Raw genomic sequence first — 19617 nt, forward strand, 5'->3', positions numbered from 1 at the left:
CGCACCGTGTCGGCGGGGCGTGGCGCCCTAGAGTCCGGCTACCGTGGTCCGGATCACCGGGGAGGCTGAAGCGTGCGCGTGCTGCTGGTGGAAGACGACGACCGGGTCGCGGGCGCGCTCGTCCCCGCGCTGGTCCGCCGCGGCCTCGTCATGCAGCGGCTGCCGTCCGGGGCCGGGGTGCTCGACCGCGTCCACGACGTCGACGTCATCCTGCTGGACCTCGGCCTTCCCGACGTCGACGGCGTGGTGCTCTGCCGGCAGATCCGGGCGGTCAGCGACGTCGCGGTGATCGTCGTGTCCGCGCGCGGCGAGGTGAACGACCGGGTGCACGGCTTGCGCGCCGGGGCCGACGACTACCTGGTCAAGCCCTACGACGTGGAGGAACTGCTCGCGCGCGTCGAGGCGGTGCGCCGGCGGCGTGGCGAACGGACCGCGCAGACGGTGCCGGTGGTCGAGGTCGGCGACGTCCGGATCGACCTCGCCCGGTACGAGGTGCTGGTCGCGGGCGAGCCGATCGCGTTGTCCCGCAAGGAGTTCCAGGTGCTCGCGCTGGTCGCCGCCGCGGGCGGGGCGGTGTGCTCGCGTGAGCAGGTGCTGAACGAGGTGTGGGGGCACCGCGGCGCGGCGGAGAGCCGTTCGCTGGACGTGCACGTCGCGACCCTGCGCACCAAGCTCGGCCGTCCGGCGCTGATCGAGACCGTCCGCGGCGTCGGCTACCGGCTGGGCAGCGGACGGGACTGACCGGTGCGCGTCCGGCTGCAGGGCATCGTCGTCACGCTCGTCGCGCTGCTCGTCTTCGGCCTCGGCATCCCGCTCGCGCTGAGCATCGCGGGCAGCCTTCAGCAGAAGCTGTTCCTCGACCGGCTCACCGACACCTCGCGCTTCGCCTCACTCGCCCAGCGCCCGCTGCTCGACAACCAGCTCGGCAGGCTGGAGCCCGAACTGCGCCGGTACACCGAGGTGTACGGGGTGAAGGTGGTCGTGGTGAACCAGGACGGCGAACCGGTGCTGAGTTCGCTCGGCACCGGGCGCGTCGACCGGTCCGCGATCGAGGTGCCGGTGAACGAGGCGCTCGCCGCCCGTCCGCCGGAGCCCGGGCCGCTGCTGATGCCGTGGGCGACGAAACCGCTGGTGCTGGCCGAGCCGATCCTCATCGACGGCGAGGTGCGCGGCGCGGTGGTGACGCAGTCCGCGACCGACCACGTGCGCACCCAGCTGCTGTGGCAGTGGCTGCTGCTGGCCGCGGGCGCGCTGGTCGCGTTCGGGCTCGCGCTGCTCGTCGCGCTGCCGGTGGTGCGCTGGACGCTGCGCCCGGTCCGGCGGCTGGACGAGGCGACCGGCGCGCTGGTCGCGTCCGTGGTCAGCGGGCGCGAGGCGGAGCCGGTGGGGGAGAGCGGCGGGCCGCCGGAGCTGCGGCAGCTGGGCCGGTCGTTCGACCGGATGGCGGCGAGTGTGTCGGAAGCGCTGGCCGCGCAGCGCGCGTTCGTCGCCGACGCCTCGCATCAGCTGCGCAATCCGCTGACCGCGCTGAAGATCCGGCTGGGCAATCTCGACGGCCAGGTGACCGACGAAACCGCGGCGGCCGACCTCGAAGCGGCGCAGGTGGACGCCAAGCGGCTGAACCAGATCCTCGACGAGCTGCTGTCGATGGCTCGCGCCGAATCCGCGGGCGGGGAGCTGGTGTCCGAAGACCTCGCCGAGGTGATCGCCGACCGGGTCGCGGATTGGTCGGTGGTCGGGGCGGCGCGCGAGGTCGAACTGGAGAGCGCGGTGGACGTCGGCGGGGCGCGGGTGCTCGTGCCGCCGCGCGGGCTGGAGGTCGTGCTCGACGCGCTGCTGGACAACGCGCTCAAGTTCAGCCCTTCCGGGACCTCGGTCGAGGTCGCCGCGGGCGTCGCGGACGGCCGGGTGACGGTTTCGGTCCGCGACCACGGGCCCGGCCTGCGCGAGGAGGAGCTGGAGCGGGCGGCCGACCGGTTCTGGCGGAGCACGGCGCATCAGAACGTGCCCGGGTCGGGGCTGGGGCTGGCGATCGTGACGGAGATCGTCCGGCATTCCGGCGGCGACCTGCGGCTGTCCCTGCCGGACGGCGGCGGGTTGCGGATCGCGATGGACTTCCCGGTCGCCGGCTAGACCTTCTCCGCGCGGTAGTAGGCCAGCGCCCCGGGATGCAGCGGCAGCGGCCCGGTCTCGATCCCCGGATGCACGTCGATCGACAGCGCGGCCCGGTTGACCGCCGCGAGCGCCGGGCGGGCGTCGTACAGGCCCTTGGTGAGCGCTTCGGCGACGTCGGCGGACATCGACGTGGGCACGACCAGGAAGTTCGGCACCACGAGCGTGATGACCGGGCCGTGCTGGTTGTAGGTGCTGCCCGGGATGGTCGCGGTGCCGTACACCGGGCTGAACCGCTGCATGCCCGGCATCAGCGCGGACATGTCGAGCAGCCGCAGGCCGACCTTGCGGTGGTACTCGGTGATGAGCGGCGTCGGCAGGCCGCCGGACCAGAACAGCGCGTCGATCTTGCGGTCGGCCAGCGCGGTGAGCGACTCCTCAAGGCTGAGCTGCTGGACCGTGGCCGAGCTTTTCAGCCCCGCGACCTGCAGCACCCGGTCGGCGATGTACTCGACGCCCGACTCCGGCGAGCCGACCGCGATGTGCCGCCCGCGCAGCATCGGCACCGACGTGTAGGGCGAGTCCGCGCGGACGACGATGTGCAGGTAGTCGTCGTGGATGCGGGCGAGCGCGGCGAGCTTGCCGGGGTGCGCGGCCGCCGCGTCCGCGGCCAGGTCCGCGGCGACGAACGCGACGTCCGCGCCCCCGGAGAGCACCCGGTTGAGGTTGTCGCGCGACCCCTGGGTGGCGAGCACCCCGGGGGTCTCGATGCCGAGTTCGCCCGCCCACGCGGACGCCAGCGGCCCGGCCAGGTCGTGGTAGACGCCGCCCACCGACCCGGCCGCGACGCGCAGGTGCAGGTTCGCGAAGCTCGGCCCGCACCCGCTCAGCAGCACCACGAGCACTGCCAGCGCCGCGGTCAGCCTCCATCGCATGGGCCGATGGTGCCAGAGGTCAGCCGGTGACGTCGGTGAGGCTGTCGCCCATCCGGATCTTGCTGAGCCACTGCGTCGCCGTCTCGTCGGCCTCGTGGTAGACGCCCCACTTCAGGTAGTTCCGCGTGCCGTCGATGGTGGTGCCGGTGTAGGTGGTGGACCCGTCGGAGAACGTCTGCCGTTTGCCGTCGAACCAGAACTGGATCGTGCCCTTCGTGCGGTCGGTGAAGACCCGGAACGCGATGTCGTGCCATTCGTCGTTCGAGACCGGCGCGCTCCACAGCTTCACGCTCGTGTGGTCGGTCGTCCACTCCTCCAGCTGGAGTTTGCCGCCGGAGATCTTGAGGACGATCGGATGGTTCGCGGTGCCGCTGCTCGGGCTGCATTTCAGCTGGAAGACGTAGCGGCTCGTGGAGTCGGTGATGCGGTACTTCGACGACCAGCCGAGGTAGAAGGTCTTGCCCGCGGCGAGGTCCGGGCCGACCGCCTCGCAGCGTTCCTCCTTGGCGAGCTGCTCGGCGACCCACACCTTGCCCTTCGCGGCGTCGTTCGCGGTCTTGAAGTGGCCGTCCGCGCACTGGACCGAGTTGAACGCCCCGGCGCCGTCGGCGGGATCGGCCTGCCAGGTGACGGAGAGGGGAGCCGGGGCCGCGGCCACCGGCGAGACCATGGCGAGAGCGCTCGCGACCACTGCCGCTGAGCAGGCGAAAACCTTGCGCACTTTTCCTCCTGGGCGGCGGCGGTTCGATTCGGAACAATGGCGGTGAGCATATCTTCGGGAGTGCGCGGAAAACAATAGCGGGAATTGTTCCCGGACGGCCGGACCGGCGCATTTCTGTTCCCGGTCAACGGCACATTTCCCGATTATCGGAATTCCGGGAGCAGCCCGTCGCATAACGCCCCCGCGGGCGGGTGCCGGGTCCGGCGCCGGAGACGGGGTTTAGGCTGGAGCACGATGAACGCGAAAACGTACCAGATCCGCACGTTCGGCTGCCAGATGAACGTGCACGACTCCGAACGGCTCGCCGGGCAGCTCGAGGAAGCCGGCTACGTCCCCGCCGCGGGGCCGTCGAAGCCGGATCTGGTCGTGTTCAACACCTGCGCCGTGCGGGAGAACGCGGACAACAAGCTCTACGGCACCCTCGGCCACCTCCGGCCGGACAAGGTCGCCAATCCGGACATGCAGATCGCCGTCGGCGGCTGCCTCGCGCAGAAGGACCGCGGCGACATCGTCAAGCGCGCGCCGTGGGTCGACGTCGTCTTCGGGACGCACAACATCGGTTCGCTGCCGGCGCTGCTGGAGCGCGCGCGGCACAACGCCGAGGCCGAGGTCGAGATCCTCGAATCGCTCGAGACGTTCCCGTCCACGCTGCCCGCGCGCCGCGAGTCGTCCTACGCGAGCTGGGTGTCGGTTTCGGTCGGCTGCAACAACACCTGCACGTTCTGCATCGTGCCGTCGCTGCGCGGCAAGGAGCGCGACCGCCGTCCCGGGGAGATCCTCGCCGAGGTCGAAGCGCTGGTCGCCGAGGGCGTGCTCGAGGTGACCCTGCTGGGCCAGAACGTGAACTCCTACGGCGTCGAGTTCGGTGACCGGCTCGCGTTCGGCAAGCTGCTGCGCGCGACCGGCGGCATCGACGGGCTGGAGCGCGTGCGGTTCACCTCGCCGCATCCGGCCGCGTTCACCTCGGACGTCATCGACGCGATGGCCGAGACGCCGAACGTCTGCCACCAGCTGCACATGCCGCTGCAGTCCGGTTCGGACCGGGTGCTGCGCGAGATGCGCCGGTCGTACCGGTCGGCGCGGTTCCTGAACATCCTCGACGAGGTGCGCGCCAAGATGCCGGACGCCGCCATCACCACGGACATCATCGTCGGCTTCCCCGGCGAGACCGAGGAAGACTTCCAGGCGACGCTCGACGTCGTCCGCGCCGCGCGGTTCTCCAGCGCTTTCACCTTCCAGTACTCGAAGCGTCCCGGCACGCCCGCCGCGGAGATGGCCGAGCAGCTGCCGAAGGAGGTCGTGCAGGAGCGCTACGACCGGCTGGTCGAGCTGCAGAACGAGATCTCCTGGGAAGAGAACCGCAAGCTGGTCGGCCGCCGGGTCGAGCTGCTGGTCGCGGCGGGCGAGGGCCGCAAGGACGCGGAGACGCACCGGATGAGCGGCCGTGCCCGCGACGGACGGCTGGTGCACTTCACGCCTTCCGGCTCGGCCGTCGACCGCTCGGTCCGGCCGGGCGACGTCGTGGAGACGGTGATCAGCTACGGCGCGCCGCACCACCTGGTCGCCGACGGCGATCTCCTGACGCATCGCCGCACGCGAGCGGGCGACAACGCCGAAGCCGGTCTTCGGCCCAAGACGAGCGGGGTCACCCTGGGACTGCCGGGCTTCGGCGCCCCGGCGGCGCAGCCGGCCCCGGTGAGTGGGTGTGCAGGATGAGCGAGGGAACCCCGGCCGAGGTCGACCGGCGGCTGAGCGACGAGATCGACGACGCGGGCCGCCGGGCCGCGCGGACGGTCGAGCTGGGCAGGCGCGGCTTCACCATCTCGGTGCTGATGTTCGTGCTGCTCGTGGCCCAGGTCCTGCCGTGGGCACAGGGCCGCGCGGGCTGGGAGACGCTGGCCGGCGAGGCGGGCGGGGTCCCGCAGCTGTTCGCCGTGACGTCCACCGGGGTCGGCGTGTTCGTCGGCGCGGTCGCGCTGGTGTCGCGCCGCTGGTGGGTCGCGTGGTGCTGCGCCGCGGGCGGCTGGTTCGCCTCGGTCGACGGCCTGCTGGCGATCTGGTCGCAGCAGTCCTCGCACGCCAGCGGAGCGACGGGCGGCGGCCCGGGAATCGGGATGATCGTGGCGTGGATCGCGACGATCATCCTGGCGACGCTGTGGATGCGGACCGCTTTCTCGCGGAACTGACCGCTTTCGGCAAGGTCCGTGAGGGGAACCCTGAGGGAATCAGATTCCCTCAGGGTTCCCCTCACGGACGTTTGGCAGGCAGCGAAAAGGGCCGGTACCCAGCGGTACCGGCCCTTTCCCGTGAATCAGCGATCCGCGACCGCGGCTTCCGCGGCCTCCATCCATTCCCGCCACTGGGCGGCCTGCTCGTCCGCCTTCTTGGCCCGCCGCTCGTCCCCGGCGGCACGGGCCTTCTCGGCCTGCGATTCGAACTGCTCGACCCGCTCCCGGAACTGCGCGGCGCGGGCCTGCGCCTCCGGGTCGGTGCGGCGCCAGCGGCTGTCCTCGGCGGACTTCACCGCGTCCTGGACCGCCTTGAGCCGTCCGTCCAGCTCGCGGATGCGCTCGCGCGGGACCTTGCCGATCTCGTCCCACTGCTCCTGGATCCGGCGCAGCGCCGACTTGGCCGCGTCGAGGTTGGCCGCCACGTCGATCTTCTCGGCCTCGACCAGCAGTTCTTCCTTGCGCTGGGCGTTGCCGGCGAACTCCGCGTCGCGTTCGGAGAACACCGCCGAGCGGCGGGCGAAGAACGCGTCCTGCGCCGCGCGGAATCGCTGCCACAGCGCCTCGTCGCTGTCCTTCGGGGCGCGGCCGGCGGCCTTCCACTCGGCCATCAGGTCCTTGTACCGGCCCGCGGTGGCTCCCCAGTCGTCCGAGTCGGACAGCGATTCGGCCTCGGCGATCAGCTCTTCCTTGCGCTGCTTCGCGCTCGCCCGCTGCTTGTCCAGCTCCGCGAAGTGCGAGCCGCGGCGGCGGTTGAACGCCTCGCGGGCCTTCGAGAACCGCTTCCACAGCTCGTCGTCGGTCTTGCGGTCGACGCCCTTGACCGTCTTCCACTCGTCGAGGATCGCGCGCAGCCGGTCGCCCGCGGCCTTCCACTGGGTGGAGTCGGCGGCGATCTTCTCCGCCTCGTCGGCCAGCGCCTGCTTGCGCGCGACCGCCGCGGCCCGGGCTTCCTCGCGTTCGTGCTTGACGTGGACCAGCGCCTTCTCCGCCAGCCCGATCACGAACTCGAGCCGCGCGGCCAGCGCCTTGAGGTCGCCGACCACGGCCGCCTCGCCGAGCCCGTCGCGGATCTGGGTGGCGCTCGAGAGCGCGTGCTTCGGGTCGCCCGCCCCGGAGTTCAGGCGCGTTTCGAGCAGTTCGACCTCGGTGCGCACGTCGTCGAAGCGGCGTGCGTAGTGCAGCAGGCCTTCCTCGGGCGTGCCTGCCTGCCAGACCCCGACCTCGCGTTCGCCGTCGGCGGTGAAGACGTAAACGGTGCCTTCCCCGTCGACCCGGCCCCAGGTGGCGGGGGCGGGCTCGGCGGGCGGCACCGGAGGCGCGGCATGGCCGGCGCCGTGCGCGTGCGGCACCGGGTGCGGTGCCGGGGTGCCGGGGGACGTGTTCTCCTGGGCCATCGCAGGCTCCTTATCGCCTGTACGCCCGCGGCTGCGGGCGCCCCGCCGCGTGAGCGGGGCCGGGTTACGCTGTTGTCGTGCTCTGCCGGGGGCATGGGGCCCCAGCGGCATTCAAGCAGCTCAGCGCGCGCCGTGGTACTGGATGAGCCGCCTGAAAGCGTTGATCCTACTTCTCCTTGACGCTCCGTGCCCGCGTCCATCCCCGGCCGGGTAGCGTTCTGCGGCGTGATCAGCCCTGCTCAACGGCCCCGTCCGGTGGCCGTCGTCGGCCCTACCGCCACCGGGAAGACGGCGCTGGCCGTCGAGCTGGCGCTGGCGCTGGACGGCGAGGTGGTGAACGCCGACGCGCTCCAGCTCTACCGGGGCATGGACATCGGCACCGCCAAGGCCACTCCGGAGGAGCGGCGAGGGGTCCCGCACCACCTGCTGGACGTACTCGAAGTAACCGAGACCGCGTCGGTCGCCGCCTATCAGCGTGACGCCCGCAGCACGATCGAGCGGATTCTCGAAGCCGGCCGGGTTCCGGTGCTGACCGGCGGCTCGGGGCTGTACGTGCAAGCGGTCCTGGACGACCTCCGTTTCCCCGGCACCGACCCCGCGGTGCGCGCCCGGCTCGACGACGAGGCCGCGGAACTCGGCACCGCCGCGCTCTACACCCGGCTGGGGGAGCGCGACCCGGTCGCCGCCGCGGCGATCCTGCCCACGAACACCCGGCGGATCGTGCGGGCGCTGGAGGTCATCGAGATCACCGGCGAGCCGTTCTCCGCGAACCTGCCGAAGCCCGGTCCGGCGCGCTGGGACACCGTCCTGATCGGGGTCGACCGCGAGGTCGCCGAGCTGGACGAGCGCGTCGACCTGCGGGTGGAGCGGATGTTCGAGGCCGGTCTCGTGGACGAGGTGCGCGCGTTGCTCGGCCGTGGTTTGCGGGAGGGGAAAACCGCTTCGCGGGCGCTTGGCTACCAGCAGGTGCTTGCCGAGCTGGACGGCGAAGGCGACTTCGCGGCGGCAGCGGCGGCGACCGCGCAGGCCACCCGCCGCTTCGTGCGACGGCAGCGTTCGTGGTTCCGCCGGGACAAGCGGATCCAGTGGTTCGACGGCGGATCGGCGGACCTGGCCGCGCGGGTCCTCGCCGCGCTCGACCAGTAGCCTGGACGCATGGGCGGCATCGAATTCCTCAAGGGCCACGGCACGCAGAACGACTTCGTGCTGCTGCCTGACGCGGCCGGCCGCCTGGACCTCACGGCGGAGCGGGTCGCCGCGCTGTGCGACCGGCAGCGGGGCATCGGCGCGGACGGCGTGCTGCGCGTCGTCCGGGCGAAGGCGATCGGCGAAGAGTCGGCCGGCGAGTGGTTCATGGACTACCGCAACGCCGACGGCTCGATCGCCGAGATGTGCGGCAACGGCACTCGCGTTTTCGCGCGCTACCTGGTCGACGCCGGGCTGGCCGAGGACGGCGAGTTCGTCATCGGCACCCGTGCGGGCGACCGGCCGGTCGTCGTGCACCCGGACCGCTCGGTCACTGTGCAGATGGGCCCGGCGGCGATCACCGGCACGTCGGTCACCGTAGTGGCCGGGCAGCCGTTCTCCGGGGTCGCGGTGAACGTCGGCAACCCGCACCTGGTGTCGGTCACCGACACCGACATCGCCGGCCTCGACCTGCGCGACCAGCCCGATTTCGACCACGACGTGTTCCCGTCCGGGGTCAACCTGGAGTTCGTCAACACACTCGACGAGGGCGCGCTGCGGATGCGCGTCCACGAGCGCGGCGTGGGGGAGACGCGCGCCTGCGGCACCGGCACGGTCGCCGCGGTGGCCGCCGCGCTGCACCTCGCGGGCAAGGACACCGGCGAGTCCACTGTGGACATCCCGGGCGGCCGGGTGTCGGTCACGGTCGGGCGCGGCGAGTCCACGCTGACCGGACCGGCCGAGATCGTGGCCCGCGGCGAGCTGGACGAGGCCTGGTGGCTCGCCGCGGGCGCTTGATCAGCTGATCGTCACCGCCACCGAAAGTTCGCCCTCCTGGGTGGCCACGGTGCGCACCACCCCGGCGATCCGCACGTCCTCGGCGATTCCGGCGAAGCCTTCGAGCACGTCCGCCGGAGCGGTGACCGACAGCGTCTCGACGGCGGTCCGCATCGACACCTTCGCGTCGGTCTTGGCCCGGCGCACGGCGGCGATCACCGAACCGGCCAGCGGCAGCAACGCGGCATCGCCGTCGCTGTCCGGCGCGGCCGGCCAGGACGCCTGGTGCACGGAGCCTTCCTGCCACCACGACCAGATCTCTTCGGCGGAGAACGGCAGCACCGGCGCGAACATCCGCACCAGCGCCGACAGCACCGTCCGCAGCGCCACCTGGGCCGATTCCGCCGCCTCCGCGCCGAGGTCGCCGTACGCGCGGCCCTTCACCAGCTCCACGTAGTCGTCGCAGAACATCCAGAAGAACGTCTCCGTCACCTGCAGCGCACGCGCCTGGTCGAGCGCCTCGAAGGCGGCCGTGGCCTCCTCGATCACCTTCGCCAGCGCGGCGAGCACGGACCGGTCCAGCGGCTCCGTGGCGACCGACTCGGCCGCAGGGGTCCCGAGGCCGAGCACGAACCGGCTCACGTTCAGCAGCTTCGTCGCCAGCCGCCGCCCGACCTTCATCTGGCCTTCGTCCACCGCCGTGTCCACGCCCGGCCGGGCACTCGCCGCCCAGTATCGGACCGCGTCGGACCCGTGCCGGTCCAGCAGGTCCGCCGGGGTGACGACGTTGCCGACCGACTTCGACATCTTCTTGCGGTCCGGGTCCAGCACCCAGCCGGAGATCACCGCGTCCCGCCACGGCAGCACGCCCTCCTCCAGTTCGGCGCGCACCGCGGTGGAGAACAGCCAGGTGCGGATGATCTCGTGCGCCTGCGGCCGCAGCGAGAACGGGAACACGCGGCGGAACAGGTCGTCGTCGAGGCTCCAGCGGCCGGCGATCTGCGGCGTCAGCGACGACGTCGCCCAGGTGTCCATCACGTCCGCCTCCGCGACGAACCCGCCCGGCACGCCGCGCTGCTCCTCGGTGTAGCCCGGCGGCACGTCGGTGCTCGGGTCCACCGGGAGGCTCGCGTCGCCGGGCGTCAGCACCGCGTCGTGGTCCGGCTCGCCGTCGGCGCCCAGCGGGTACCAGACCGGGATCGGCACGCCGAAGAACCGCTGCCTGCTGACCAGCCAGTCGCTGGTCAGGCCCTCGACCCAGCTGCGGTAGCGGACCTGCATGTGCGGCGGGACCCAGTTCAGCTCCTCGCCGCGGTCCAGCAGTTTCGCGCGCAGGGCGTCGTCGCGGCCGCCGTTGCGCAGGTACCACTGACGGCTGGTGACGATTTCCAGTGGCTTGTCGCCCTTTTCGTAGAACTTCACCGGATGCGTGATCGACCTCGGCTCGCCGCGCAGCGCGCCCGCCTCGCGCAGGAGATCCACCAGGATCTGGCGTCCAGTGTGGACAGTCTTGCCCGCCAGCGGCTCGTATGTGTCCGCCGGAACGCCGTGCGGCGGTTCGGCGCGGAACCGGCCGTCGCGGCCCAGCACCGGACGCGTTTCCAGCTGCAGCGCCCGCCACCAGGTGACGTCGGTGGTGTCGCCGAAGGTGCACACCATCGCGATGCCGGTGCCCTTTTCCGGATCGGCGAGATGGTGCGCGTGCACCGGCACCTCGACGCCGAACACCGGCGTGCGCACGGTTTTCCCGAAAAGACCTTGGTAGCGCTCGTCGTCCGGATGCGCGACGAGCGCGACGCACGCGGGCAGCAATTCGGGACGCGTCGTAGAGATCAGCACTTCAGCGCCGTCGTCGGCGGTGAAGACGAGATCGTGATACGCGCCCGGACGTTCGCGGTCTTCCAGCTCCGCCTGGGCGACCGCGGTGCGGAAAGTGACGTCCCACAGCGTCGGAGCTTCGGATTGGTACGCCTCGCCGCGCGCGAGGTTGCGCAGGAACGCGCGCTGCGAGATCTCCGTGGTCGCCGGGTCGATCGTCTGGTACGCCAGCGTCCAGTCCACCGAAAGCCCGATGCTCCGCCAGACCTCCTCGAAGACCTTCTCGTCGGTTTCGGTCAGCTGACGGCACAGCTCGACAAAATTGCGCCGCGACACCGGAATCGCGTTCTTGCCGGGCTTTTCCGGCGGAGTGAAGGACGGGTCGTAGGGCAGCGACGGCTCGCAGCGCACGCCGAAATGGTTCTGCACCCGGCGTTCGGTGGGCAGGCCGTTGTCGTCCCAGCCGACCGGGTAGAACACCGAACGCCCGCGCATCCGTTGGTAGCGCGCGAGAACGTCGGTGTGCGTGTAGGAGAAGACGTGCCCGATGTGCAGCGAACCGCTCGCGGTCAGCGGCGGCGTGTCGATCGAGTAGACGTCCGGGCGCGCGCGGTCGAACCGGTATACGCCTTCGCGTTCCCACACCGGTACCCATTTGGCGGCAAGGCCGTCGACGCCGACTTTGTGCGGGATCTTCTCGTTCATGCCCGCACTTTACGGGGCGGGTACAGCGATTTCCGCGCCCGTGGGCAGGTCCCGCATGCGCCGCAGCGGCGAGCAGATCACCCACAGCGCGCCCGCGACCGGCCCGGCGGTCCCGATCCACAGCGCCCCGGTGAGCCCGAGCCATTCGCCGAGCCCGCCGCCCAGCAGCCCGCCGAGCGGCAGCGCTCCCCACACGACGAAGCGGACGCTCGCGTTCATCCGGCCCAGCAGCCGGTCCGGCGTGATCGCCTGGCGGTAGGAGACCTGCGCGATGTTGTAGAGGATCACGCCGAACCCGAACGACGCCATCCCCAGCCCGGCGAGCACGATCCGCCAGTCCGGCGCGGCGAACAGGACCAGCACCTCGCCCGGCCAGAACAGCACCGGGACCAGCCAGATCGACCGGGCCTGCCCGATCCTCCGGATGATCGGCCCGGCGCAGAGCGCGGCCGCGATGCCGCCGATGCCGCTCGCCGCGAGCAGGCCGCCGACTTCTGCCGGTTTCAGCCCGGCGGTGCGGGTCAGGAACAACACCTCGACGGCCTGCACCACGCCGGCGAAAAGGTTCGACGTGGCGGTGCAGGCGACGATCGCGCGCAGCGGCCGGTCGGCGGCGACGAACCGCAGGCCTTCCAGCATCTGCGGCACCAGCCGGTCGTGCTCAGCGCGTTCCGGGCGGGTTTCGACGGTGCGGATGCGCCACAGGCACAGCGCCGACGTGAGGTAGCCGAGCCCGGTGACCAGGACCGTCGCCGCCGCGCCGACGAATTGCACGAGCAGGCCGGCGAGGCTCGGCCCGGCGATCTGCGCCGACGACTGCACGCCCTGCAGCTTCGCGTTGCCCTCCAGCAGCTTCTCGCGGCCGACCAGCGCGGGCAGATACGCCTGGTAGGAGACGTCGAAGAAGACCGTCGCGAAGCCGACGAACAGCACGACCACCAGCACCTGCGTCATCGTGAGCACCCCGGCCCACCAGGCGAACGGGACGCTGAGCAGCAGCACCCCGCGGACCAGGTCGGCGGCGAGCATGAGCGGCCGTTTGCGCATCCGGTCCACCCACACGCCTGCGGGCAGGCCGAGGACCAGGAAGCCGAGCGTCTCGGCCATGGTCAGCAGGCCCATCTCGAACGGGGTGGCGGCCAGCGTGACGGCGGCGAGCAGCGGAATAGCCGTGACCCCGACGAACATCCCCAGCTGGCTCGCCGTGTCCCCGGCCCACAGCCGGCGGAAGTCGGCGTGGAAGAACAGCGAATCGCGACGCACCCGATGGAGTGTTGTCCAGTGATTGGAAAGAGTCAATCACTTTGTTTAGGCTGCGGGGCATGCCGTTGCACCGACGTCCTTCCACCGAAGCCGAGGCGGCCGCGCTCGCGTCCGGAATACGGCTGCGCATCATCCGGTTGACCTCCTTCGAGGCGATGACGAACAAGGAGCTGGCGGCGCGGCTCGGCCGCGACCCGGCGACCACGCTGCACCACGTGCGACGGCTGGTCGACACCGGTTTTCTCGTTCCGCAGGAGCCGCGGCGGGGCGCGCGCGGGGCGAAGGAGATCCCGTACCTGTCCACCGGGCTTTCGTGGCAGCTGGACAACGACGGCGCGGACGCCGTGGTGGTCAACGAGGCCATGCTCGAGGCCTATCTGGCGGAAATGGCGGAGGCCGACCTGGCCGGGACGGAGACGACCCGGCTCGTGGTCCAGGTGGATGCGGGCGAGGTCGCGGAGTTCAAGCGGCGGCTCGACGAGCTGCTCGAAGAATTCGAGGCCAGGCCCCGGAATCCGGCCGCGAAACGCACGGCCGTGTACGTCTCGGTTTATCCCAGCAGGTAATCCGCTCGGCTCCCACGCCGAAACGTGGGACCATGGAGGCACGATGACAGAACAGACACACGAAGACTTTTACGACGACAACGACCCCTACGACCCCTCGGTCGGGGAGATGGAGCTCGAGGACCGGGCGTCACTGCGCCGGGTCGCGGGCCTGTCCACCGAGCTCGAGGACATCACCGAGGTCGAGTACCGGCAGCTTCGGCTGGAGCGCGTTGTGCTGGTCGGCGTGTGGACTGAAGGCACCGCCCAGCAGTCCGAGGCGTCGCTGGCCGAACTGGCGCGACTGGCCGAGACGGCGGGCTCGGAAGTGCTCGAAGGCATCGTCCAGCGGCGGCAGAAGCCCGACCCGGCGACCTACATCGGCTCCGGCAAGGTGCGCGAGCTGCGCGACATCGTCGTGGCGACCGGCGCCGACACGGTGATCTGCGACGGCGAGCTTTCGCCTGGCCAGCTGCGCCAGCTGGAGGAGAAGGTCAAGGTCAAGGTGATCGACCGGACCGCCCTGATCCTCGACATCTTCGCCCAGCACGCCCGCTCCAAGGAGGGCAAGGCGCAGGTCGAGCTGGCCCAGCTGCAGTACCTCGTCCCGCGGCTGCGCGGGTGGGGTTCGGCGCTGTCCCGGCAGGCCGGTGGCCGCGCGGGCGGCGCGAACGGCGGCGTGGGCCTGCGCGGACCTGGTGAAACGAAGCTGGAGACGGACCGGCGGCGGATCAGCAAGCGCGTGGCGAAGCTGCGCCGGGAGATCGCCGCGATGGACACCATCCGCGAGACCAAGCGCGGCAAGCGCGTGGCCAACGAGGTGCCGAGCGTGGCGATCGTCGGCTACACCAACGCCGGCAAGTCGAGCCTGCTCAACGCCCTGACCGGGGCCGGGGTGCTGGTGGAGGACGCGCTGTTCGCCACCCTCGACCCGACCACGCGCCGGGCGCAGACGGCCGACGGGCGCACGTTCACCCTCACCGACACCGTCGGGTTCGTGCGGCACCTGCCGCACCAGCTGGTGGACGCGTTCCGCTCGACGCTGGAGGAGGCGGCCGACGCCGACCTGCTCGTGCACGTGGTCGACGGTTCCGACCCGGCGCCCGAGGACCAGGTCAACGCGGTGCGCGAGGTGCTCGCCGAGATCACCCGCAGCCGCAAGGAACCGCTCCCGCCGGAGCTGCTGGTGATCAACAAGGCCGACGCGGCCGACGACGTCACCCTGGCCCGGCTGCGGCACGCGCTGCCCGGTTCGGTGCAGATCTCCGCGCGCACCGGTTCGGGCGTGGCCGACCTGGCCGAGGTGCTGGCCGAGCGGCTGCCGCGGGCGGAAACGGTGCTCGACGCGCTGGTCCCGTACTCGCGGGGCGAACTCGTGTCCCGGGCGCACGCGGAAGGCGAGGTGCTGGAAGAGGAGCACGTCGCCGACGGCACGCGCCTGAAGGTGCGGGTCCGGGCCGACCTCGCCGCGTCGCTCCGGGCGTTCGAAACCAACGCCTCGGCGCTCTGAACGTCTTTCGTAGTGCACGGCCCGCGCGGGCCGTGCACTACGGAGGTGAACTGGTGCGGGTCGTCCTGGCACTGACGGCTGTCCTGATGCTCGCGGGAGCGATCCCGGCCGCGGCGGCTCCTGCTCCTGCTCTGGACACGCTGTGCAAGGTCACGGACAAGCGCGTCAACGAGCTGTCCGGCCTGGTCTCCGACGGCGAGCATTGGTACGCCATCAACGACGGCGGCACCAAGGTGCAGGTCTTCGTCATGGACCGGAAATGCCAGGTGCAGAAGGTCCTGACCGATCCGACGGACCCGTACGACGTCGAAGACCTCGCCCGGGGCCGGGACGGCACCCTGTGGCTCTCCGACACCGGCGACAACCGGGCCAAACGGGAAACCGTCGCCCTGCTGGAGCTCAAGCCGTCCGGCGGCCCGGTGGCGGTGCACCGGCTGACCTATCCGGACGGCCCGCGCGACACCGAAGCCCTGATCCTGGACCAGTCCGGCACGCCGTTCCTGGTGACCAAGGACCTGCTGGGCACCTCCAAGGTCTACAAACCCTCAGCTCCGCTGGCCGCTCCCGGCCCGACGAAACTGGAGCAGGTCGGCACGCTGCGCGTCCACAGCACTGACACCCCCGGCGGCCCGGTCGGCTCGTTCGGCTCGGCGCTGATCACCGGAGGCGCGACCAGCGCGGACGGCAAGGTCATCGCCCTGCGCACTTACACGGACGCGTACCTGTACGCGGTCCCGGACGGCGACGTCGCGGCCGCGCTGCAACGAGAACCGGTGCGCATTCCGCTGCCGAACGAGAAGCAGGGCGAGGCCATCGCTTTCGAACCGGACGGGACGCTGTTGTCCGCGAGCGAAGGCGTCGGCGAACCGGTGCGTGCGATCAAAAACGCGACAGCCTTGGTGACTCCGCAAGCGCCCGCGCCCAAGCCCGGAGGTGCTGCCACACCTCAGCCGGCTGCGGAAGACGCCGACGGTTTCCCGGTCGTCCCGACCGTCGGCATCGCCGCGGCCGTCGTGCTGGCGGCCTGGTTCCTGCTGTCCCGGAAACGCCGCCGCGCCTGACCCGGCTCGTATCCCTGCGGCCGTGCCTGCCCCGGTCCGCATCCTCGCTGCCGCTCCTGGCCCGCTCGCATCCCCGCTACTGCGCCTGAACCGTTTGCATCCGCGGGGCTTGCCTGACTCGCCTGCGTCCCCGCGGCCGTGCCTGACTCGCCTGCATTCGCGCGCCGTGCCTGACCCGGCTCCACCCGCAGCACCCACGGGCGAGCGCGTCGCAACCGAGGCGTGCGGGTCCGGCGTGGTCCGGGCTCAGGTCTCGTGAATGGCAACGCCGGTTCTCACCGGCATCGCCACTCACGAGCCGACGCTCAGAGGCGGCGCAGCACCGCCACGACCTTGCCCAGGATCGACGCGTCGTCGCCGGGAATGGGCTCGTACGCGTCGTTGTGCGGCATCAGCCAGACGTGCCCGTCCTTGCGCTTGAACGTCTTCACCGTGGCCTCGCCGTCGATCATCGCGGCGACGATGTCCCCGTTCTCCGCGGCGGGCTGCTGCCGGACGACGACCCAGTCGCCGTCGGTGATGGCGGCGTCGACCATCGAATCGCCGGTGACGCTCAGCAGGAACAGCTCGCCCTCGCCGACGATCTCGCGCGGCAGCGGGAAAACGTCCTCGACGGCCTGCTCGGCGAGCACCGGACCGCCCGCCGCGATCCGCCCGACCAGCGGCACGTACGCCGCCTTCGGCACGGACGGCTGCTGGTCCATCTCGATGCCCATCGGATTGTCGTCGGTGGACGCGAGCACGCCCACCGCGCGCGGCCGGTTCGCGTCGCGGCGCAGGTAGCCCTTGCGCTGCAGCGCGCGCAGCTGATGCGACACCGACGACGTGGACGTGAGCCCCACCGCCTCGCCGATCTCGCGCACGCTCGGCGGGTAGCCGAAGCGGCTCACCCACGTGCGGATGACGTCGAGCACCTGCTGCTGGCGGACGGTCAGCGTCTCGTCCACGTCGTACACCTCCGGCATGGCGCTCACCTTCCCCGTGCTCTCGTGGCCGGACTCGCGCGCGGATTGTGCGGCTTGTGCGGACGCCTTGCCTCGCGAGGCCGTCTTGGCCCCCTTCGCCGCGGTGCCCTTCACCGTGTCCTTCTCCAACGCTGCGTCGCCTCCAGCCGTCCCGCGGTCGCCGTGGCGGCGTCCCGCGCGTGTCCGCGTGCGCCGGTCCGGGCTCCCGCGTTTTCGGCGGCCGCCCGACCAGCGGCACCCGCCGGAGCCGGTCCGGCAGATGTCCTGGTCACCGACGTTAGCCACCGCACGCGGCGATTTCAAACATCTGTTCGATCGACACGCCGTGTCCTCTCGATTTTGTCGGTGCGGGGTGGTAGACCTTCGCACGGACGTTCGATAGAACGCCTGTTCGATCTGGACCGCTGCACCGCAGGTGACAGGGCTCGGACCGGACGGATCCGCAGGTCACGAGGAGGTTCCGGCATGTCGATCCTGGCAGATCGAGGGCTCGTCCGCCCGCTTCGGCCCGTCCCCGCCGTCCGCCCCGCCGAGGGCGGCGCCGAGCCCGAAGGGGCGATCCCGTCCCGGCGGGAATCCGGGACCGGGGGCCCGGGGGGCGGCCCGGCACGCCGTTCGCGGCGTCGCGCGGGGCGGCTCGAAGCCACCCGAAAGGATGGTGTTCCGGAGGGGACCGGGACCGATTCCGGCGCCGGTTCCGGCTCGACGGCCGGTTCCGGCGAGGTGGTGGAGCTTCGCGCCCGGACCGGTGCCTGGCGCGGCGACGGTGGCGCGACGGGCTCGGTTGCCGAGCCGCGATCCAGCGCGGCTGTCCGGTCCGTTGAGCGGGCGGGGTTCCAGACCTCGGCTCCTTCCGCTGCCGAGACTGAAGCGGTCCCTGCCCGCGAGGTGCGTGGCCGCGCGGCGGTGCGGTCTGCCGAGCGGGCCGGGTTCCAGACGTCGACTCCGTCGGCCGTCGAGGCTGAAGCGGTTCCTGTCCGGTCTGCTGAGCGGGCCGGGTTCCAGACGTCGGCCCCCTCCGCCGTCGAGACCGAAGAAGCCCCCGCTCGTAAGCCCCGCGAGGCGCGAGGCCGCACTGCCGTCCGGCACATCCCCGCCGCCGTCCCGGCCAACCCCGGTCGCACCGCGCGCGAGCGGCGGGGCGAGCCGTTGCGGCCGCCGTCCCGGGCGCGGGTCGTCGCCGGGCGCCGGGGAGGCGTGGCCTGCCAGACCGCGACCCGGCCGTCGGTGCGGTGGCCGTGGCTGTTCGCGATCGCCTTCGCGGCCTGCCTCATCGTGACCGGGCTCGGCGCCTTCGGCGCGGGAACGGCCAGCGGACCGGTGCCGTCGCGGACCGCGTCCGTCTCCGTGCAGCCCGGCGACTCGCTCGGCGCGCTCGCCGCCCGCTTCGCGCCGAACGCCGACCAGAGCGCGGTCGTCGAACGCATCAAGGAGCTCAACGACCTCGACGACACCGCGCTGCTTCCCGGCATGCCGCTCACCGTCCCGGTCGCCTGGTCCGGCAATGGTTCGGGCAGTGTTCCGGGCGCAGGTCCGGGCGAAGCTTCGGCCGGGGGATCGGACGCCGCCGGGTCATGAATTCCGCAAACCACCCGGACGCATCTTGCGCAACCTGGCTTTCACCCTCTCGGGTTCCTTGCGCCCGCCCCGGAGGCGATCTAAGGTCTACCCCTATATCTAGTAGTTACACCGCTGTAGTTGGTCCACAGGTAGGGGTAGACTGGCGGCAGTTGTCCACAGCCGGCCGGCAGTTGCCCACCGGATGTCCACAAGTCGATCACCAGGCGCGGGGTCGCGCGCGGTGACCGCGGTCCAGGCCGTAGCGTGGCGGCAGGGGCCGGTTGGGACAGGAATCGACCGGCGCGGAGGGGAAGGTGATCGGCGGATGAGGTGCCCGTTCTGCCGGCATGCGGACTCTCGGGTCGTCGACTCCCGAGAGGTGGACGAGGGACAGGCGATCCGGCGAAGGCGTTCGTGCGCCGAGTGCGGACGGCGTTTCACCACGTCGGAGACGATGGTGCTGGCCGTGGTCAAACGGTCCGGCGCCACCGAGCAGTTCAGCCGGGACAAGGTGGTCAACGGCGTGCGGCGGGCCTGCCAGGGCCGGCCGGTCGACGACGACGCGCTGCAGAAGCTCGCGCAGCGCGTGGAGGAGTCGATCCGTTCCGCCGGGCTGGCCGAGATCCCCAGCCACGAGGTCGGCCTCGCCATCCTCGGGCCGCTGCGGGAACTGGACGGCGTCGCGTATCTCCGGTTCGCCAGCGTCTACCGCTCCTTCTCCTCGGTCGAGGACTTCGAGAAGGAGATCTCCGACCTGCGGAAAGCCATGGCGGGAACTGCGGAGGACCAGGAAGGCGAGCGCGCCGGCGACGACTGAGCCGTCACCGGGTCGCGG

17 protein-coding genes are annotated in these 19617 nt (G+C 71.5%); 11 read left to right on the forward strand and 6 right to left on the reverse strand.

Annotated features, from left to right (window positions below):
• Positions 1 to 72: 72 nt before the first annotated feature.
• Positions 73 to 741, forward strand: a complete 669-nt coding sequence (locus ACFSVL_RS41600; protein ID WP_378312835.1) for a response regulator transcription factor — start codon at positions 73 to 75, stop codon at positions 739 to 741.
• Positions 742 to 744: 3 nt separating this feature from the next.
• Positions 745 to 2133 (forward strand): sensor histidine kinase, encoded by a 1389-nt coding sequence (locus ACFSVL_RS41605; protein ID WP_378312837.1) that lies wholly within the window; start codon positions 745 to 747, stop codon positions 2131 to 2133.
• Here ACFSVL_RS41605 and ACFSVL_RS41610 read toward each other — a convergent pair.
• On the reverse strand, positions 2130 to 3047 hold the full coding sequence (locus ACFSVL_RS41610) for a TAXI family TRAP transporter solute-binding subunit (RefSeq protein WP_378312838.1): 918 nt from the start codon (positions 3045 to 3047) through the stop codon (positions 2130 to 2132). The genes ACFSVL_RS41605 and ACFSVL_RS41610 overlap by 4 nt on opposite strands.
• A gap of 19 nt (positions 3048 to 3066) precedes the next feature.
• The gene (locus ACFSVL_RS41615) at positions 3067 to 3768 is read right to left on the reverse strand and encodes a heparin lyase I family protein (protein ID WP_378312840.1); all 702 of its coding nucleotides are present in this window, start codon (positions 3766 to 3768) and stop codon (positions 3067 to 3069) included.
• A 234-nt stretch (positions 3769 to 4002) separates the two neighbouring features.
• On the opposite strand from ACFSVL_RS41615, the gene miaB reads away from it, so the two are divergent.
• Together miaB and ACFSVL_RS41625 are read left to right on the forward strand one after the other, a co-directional pair.
• Positions 4003 to 5484 carry a tRNA (N6-isopentenyl adenosine(37)-C2)-methylthiotransferase MiaB gene (gene miaB, locus ACFSVL_RS41620; RefSeq protein WP_378312841.1) on the forward strand — a complete coding sequence of 494 codons (1482 nt, stop codon included), beginning with the start codon at positions 4003 to 4005 and terminating at the stop codon, positions 5482 to 5484.
• On the forward strand, positions 5481 to 5954 hold the full coding sequence (locus ACFSVL_RS41625) for an Rv2732c family membrane protein (protein WP_378312843.1): 474 nt from the start codon (positions 5481 to 5483) through the stop codon (positions 5952 to 5954). Before miaB ends, ACFSVL_RS41625 begins: the two co-directional genes overlap by 4 nt.
• Positions 5955 to 6079: 125 nt before the next feature.
• Here the strand turns inward: ACFSVL_RS41625 and ACFSVL_RS41630 are convergent, their stop codons facing one another.
• Positions 6080 to 7393, reverse strand: a complete 1314-nt coding sequence (locus ACFSVL_RS41630) for a DUF349 domain-containing protein (protein WP_378312845.1) — start codon at positions 7391 to 7393, stop codon at positions 6080 to 6082.
• Between the two features lie 225 nt (positions 7394 to 7618).
• Between ACFSVL_RS41630 and miaA the strand changes: the two genes are divergently transcribed.
• Complete coding sequence (miaA, locus tag ACFSVL_RS41635; RefSeq protein WP_378312847.1) at positions 7619 to 8539, forward strand: tRNA (adenosine(37)-N6)-dimethylallyltransferase MiaA; 921 nt, start codon at positions 7619 to 7621, stop codon at positions 8537 to 8539.
• A gap of 9 nt (positions 8540 to 8548) precedes the next feature.
• Positions 8549 to 9376: a diaminopimelate epimerase gene (gene dapF, locus ACFSVL_RS41640; RefSeq protein ID WP_378312849.1), complete on the forward strand. Its 828-nt coding sequence runs from the start codon at positions 8549 to 8551 to the stop codon at positions 9374 to 9376.
• Here dapF and valS read toward each other — a convergent pair whose 3' ends face one another.
• Entirely contained in the window at positions 9377 to 11878 is a 2502-nt protein-coding gene (gene valS / locus ACFSVL_RS41645; protein ID WP_378312851.1) for a valine--tRNA ligase, read from the reverse strand.
• Positions 11879 to 11887: 9 nt separating this feature from the next.
• A complete protein-coding gene (locus ACFSVL_RS41650; protein WP_378312853.1) occupies positions 11888 to 13141 on the reverse strand; it encodes an MFS transporter in 1254 nt (417 codons plus the stop codon).
• Between the two features lie 59 nt (positions 13142 to 13200).
• Between ACFSVL_RS41650 and ACFSVL_RS41655 the strand changes: the two genes are divergently transcribed.
• Genes ACFSVL_RS41655 through ACFSVL_RS41665 form a run of 3 tightly spaced genes read left to right on the forward strand, consistent with a single transcriptional unit; the run spans position 13201 to position 16257 of the window.
• Positions 13201 to 13707, forward strand: coding sequence for an ArsR/SmtB family transcription factor (locus tag ACFSVL_RS41655; protein ID WP_378312855.1), 507 nt, complete (start codon positions 13201 to 13203; stop codon positions 13705 to 13707).
• Between the two features lie 43 nt (positions 13708 to 13750).
• The gene (gene hflX, locus ACFSVL_RS41660) at positions 13751 to 15196 is read left to right on the forward strand and encodes a GTPase HflX (RefSeq protein WP_378312857.1); all 1446 of its coding nucleotides are present in this window, start codon (positions 13751 to 13753) and stop codon (positions 15194 to 15196) included.
• 53 nt (positions 15197 to 15249) lie between these two features.
• Positions 15250 to 16257, forward strand: a complete 1008-nt coding sequence (locus ACFSVL_RS41665; protein WP_378312859.1) for a hypothetical protein — start codon at positions 15250 to 15252, stop codon at positions 16255 to 16257.
• A gap of 305 nt (positions 16258 to 16562) precedes the next feature.
• Here the strand turns inward: ACFSVL_RS41665 and lexA are convergent, their stop codons facing one another.
• Positions 16563 to 17222, reverse strand: a complete 660-nt coding sequence (lexA, locus tag ACFSVL_RS41670) for a transcriptional repressor LexA (RefSeq protein ID WP_067593639.1) — start codon at positions 17220 to 17222, stop codon at positions 16563 to 16565.
• 906 nt (positions 17223 to 18128) lie between these two features.
• Between lexA and ACFSVL_RS41675 the strand changes: the two genes are divergently transcribed.
• Together ACFSVL_RS41675 and nrdR are read left to right on the forward strand one after the other, a co-directional pair.
• On the forward strand, positions 18129 to 18800 hold the full coding sequence (locus ACFSVL_RS41675; RefSeq protein ID WP_378312861.1) for a LysM peptidoglycan-binding domain-containing protein: 672 nt from the start codon (positions 18129 to 18131) through the stop codon (positions 18798 to 18800).
• 307 nt (positions 18801 to 19107) lie between these two features.
• Complete coding sequence (gene nrdR / locus ACFSVL_RS41680) at positions 19108 to 19599, forward strand: transcriptional regulator NrdR (RefSeq protein WP_037809784.1); 492 nt, start codon at positions 19108 to 19110, stop codon at positions 19597 to 19599.
• The last annotated feature ends 18 nt before the right edge of the window (positions 19600 to 19617 follow it).

The sequence above is a fragment of the Amycolatopsis silviterrae genome (genome assembly GCF_042684085.1).
In the GTDB taxonomy this organism is placed as follows: Bacteria; Actinomycetota; Actinomycetes; order Mycobacteriales; family Pseudonocardiaceae; genus Amycolatopsis; species Amycolatopsis silviterrae.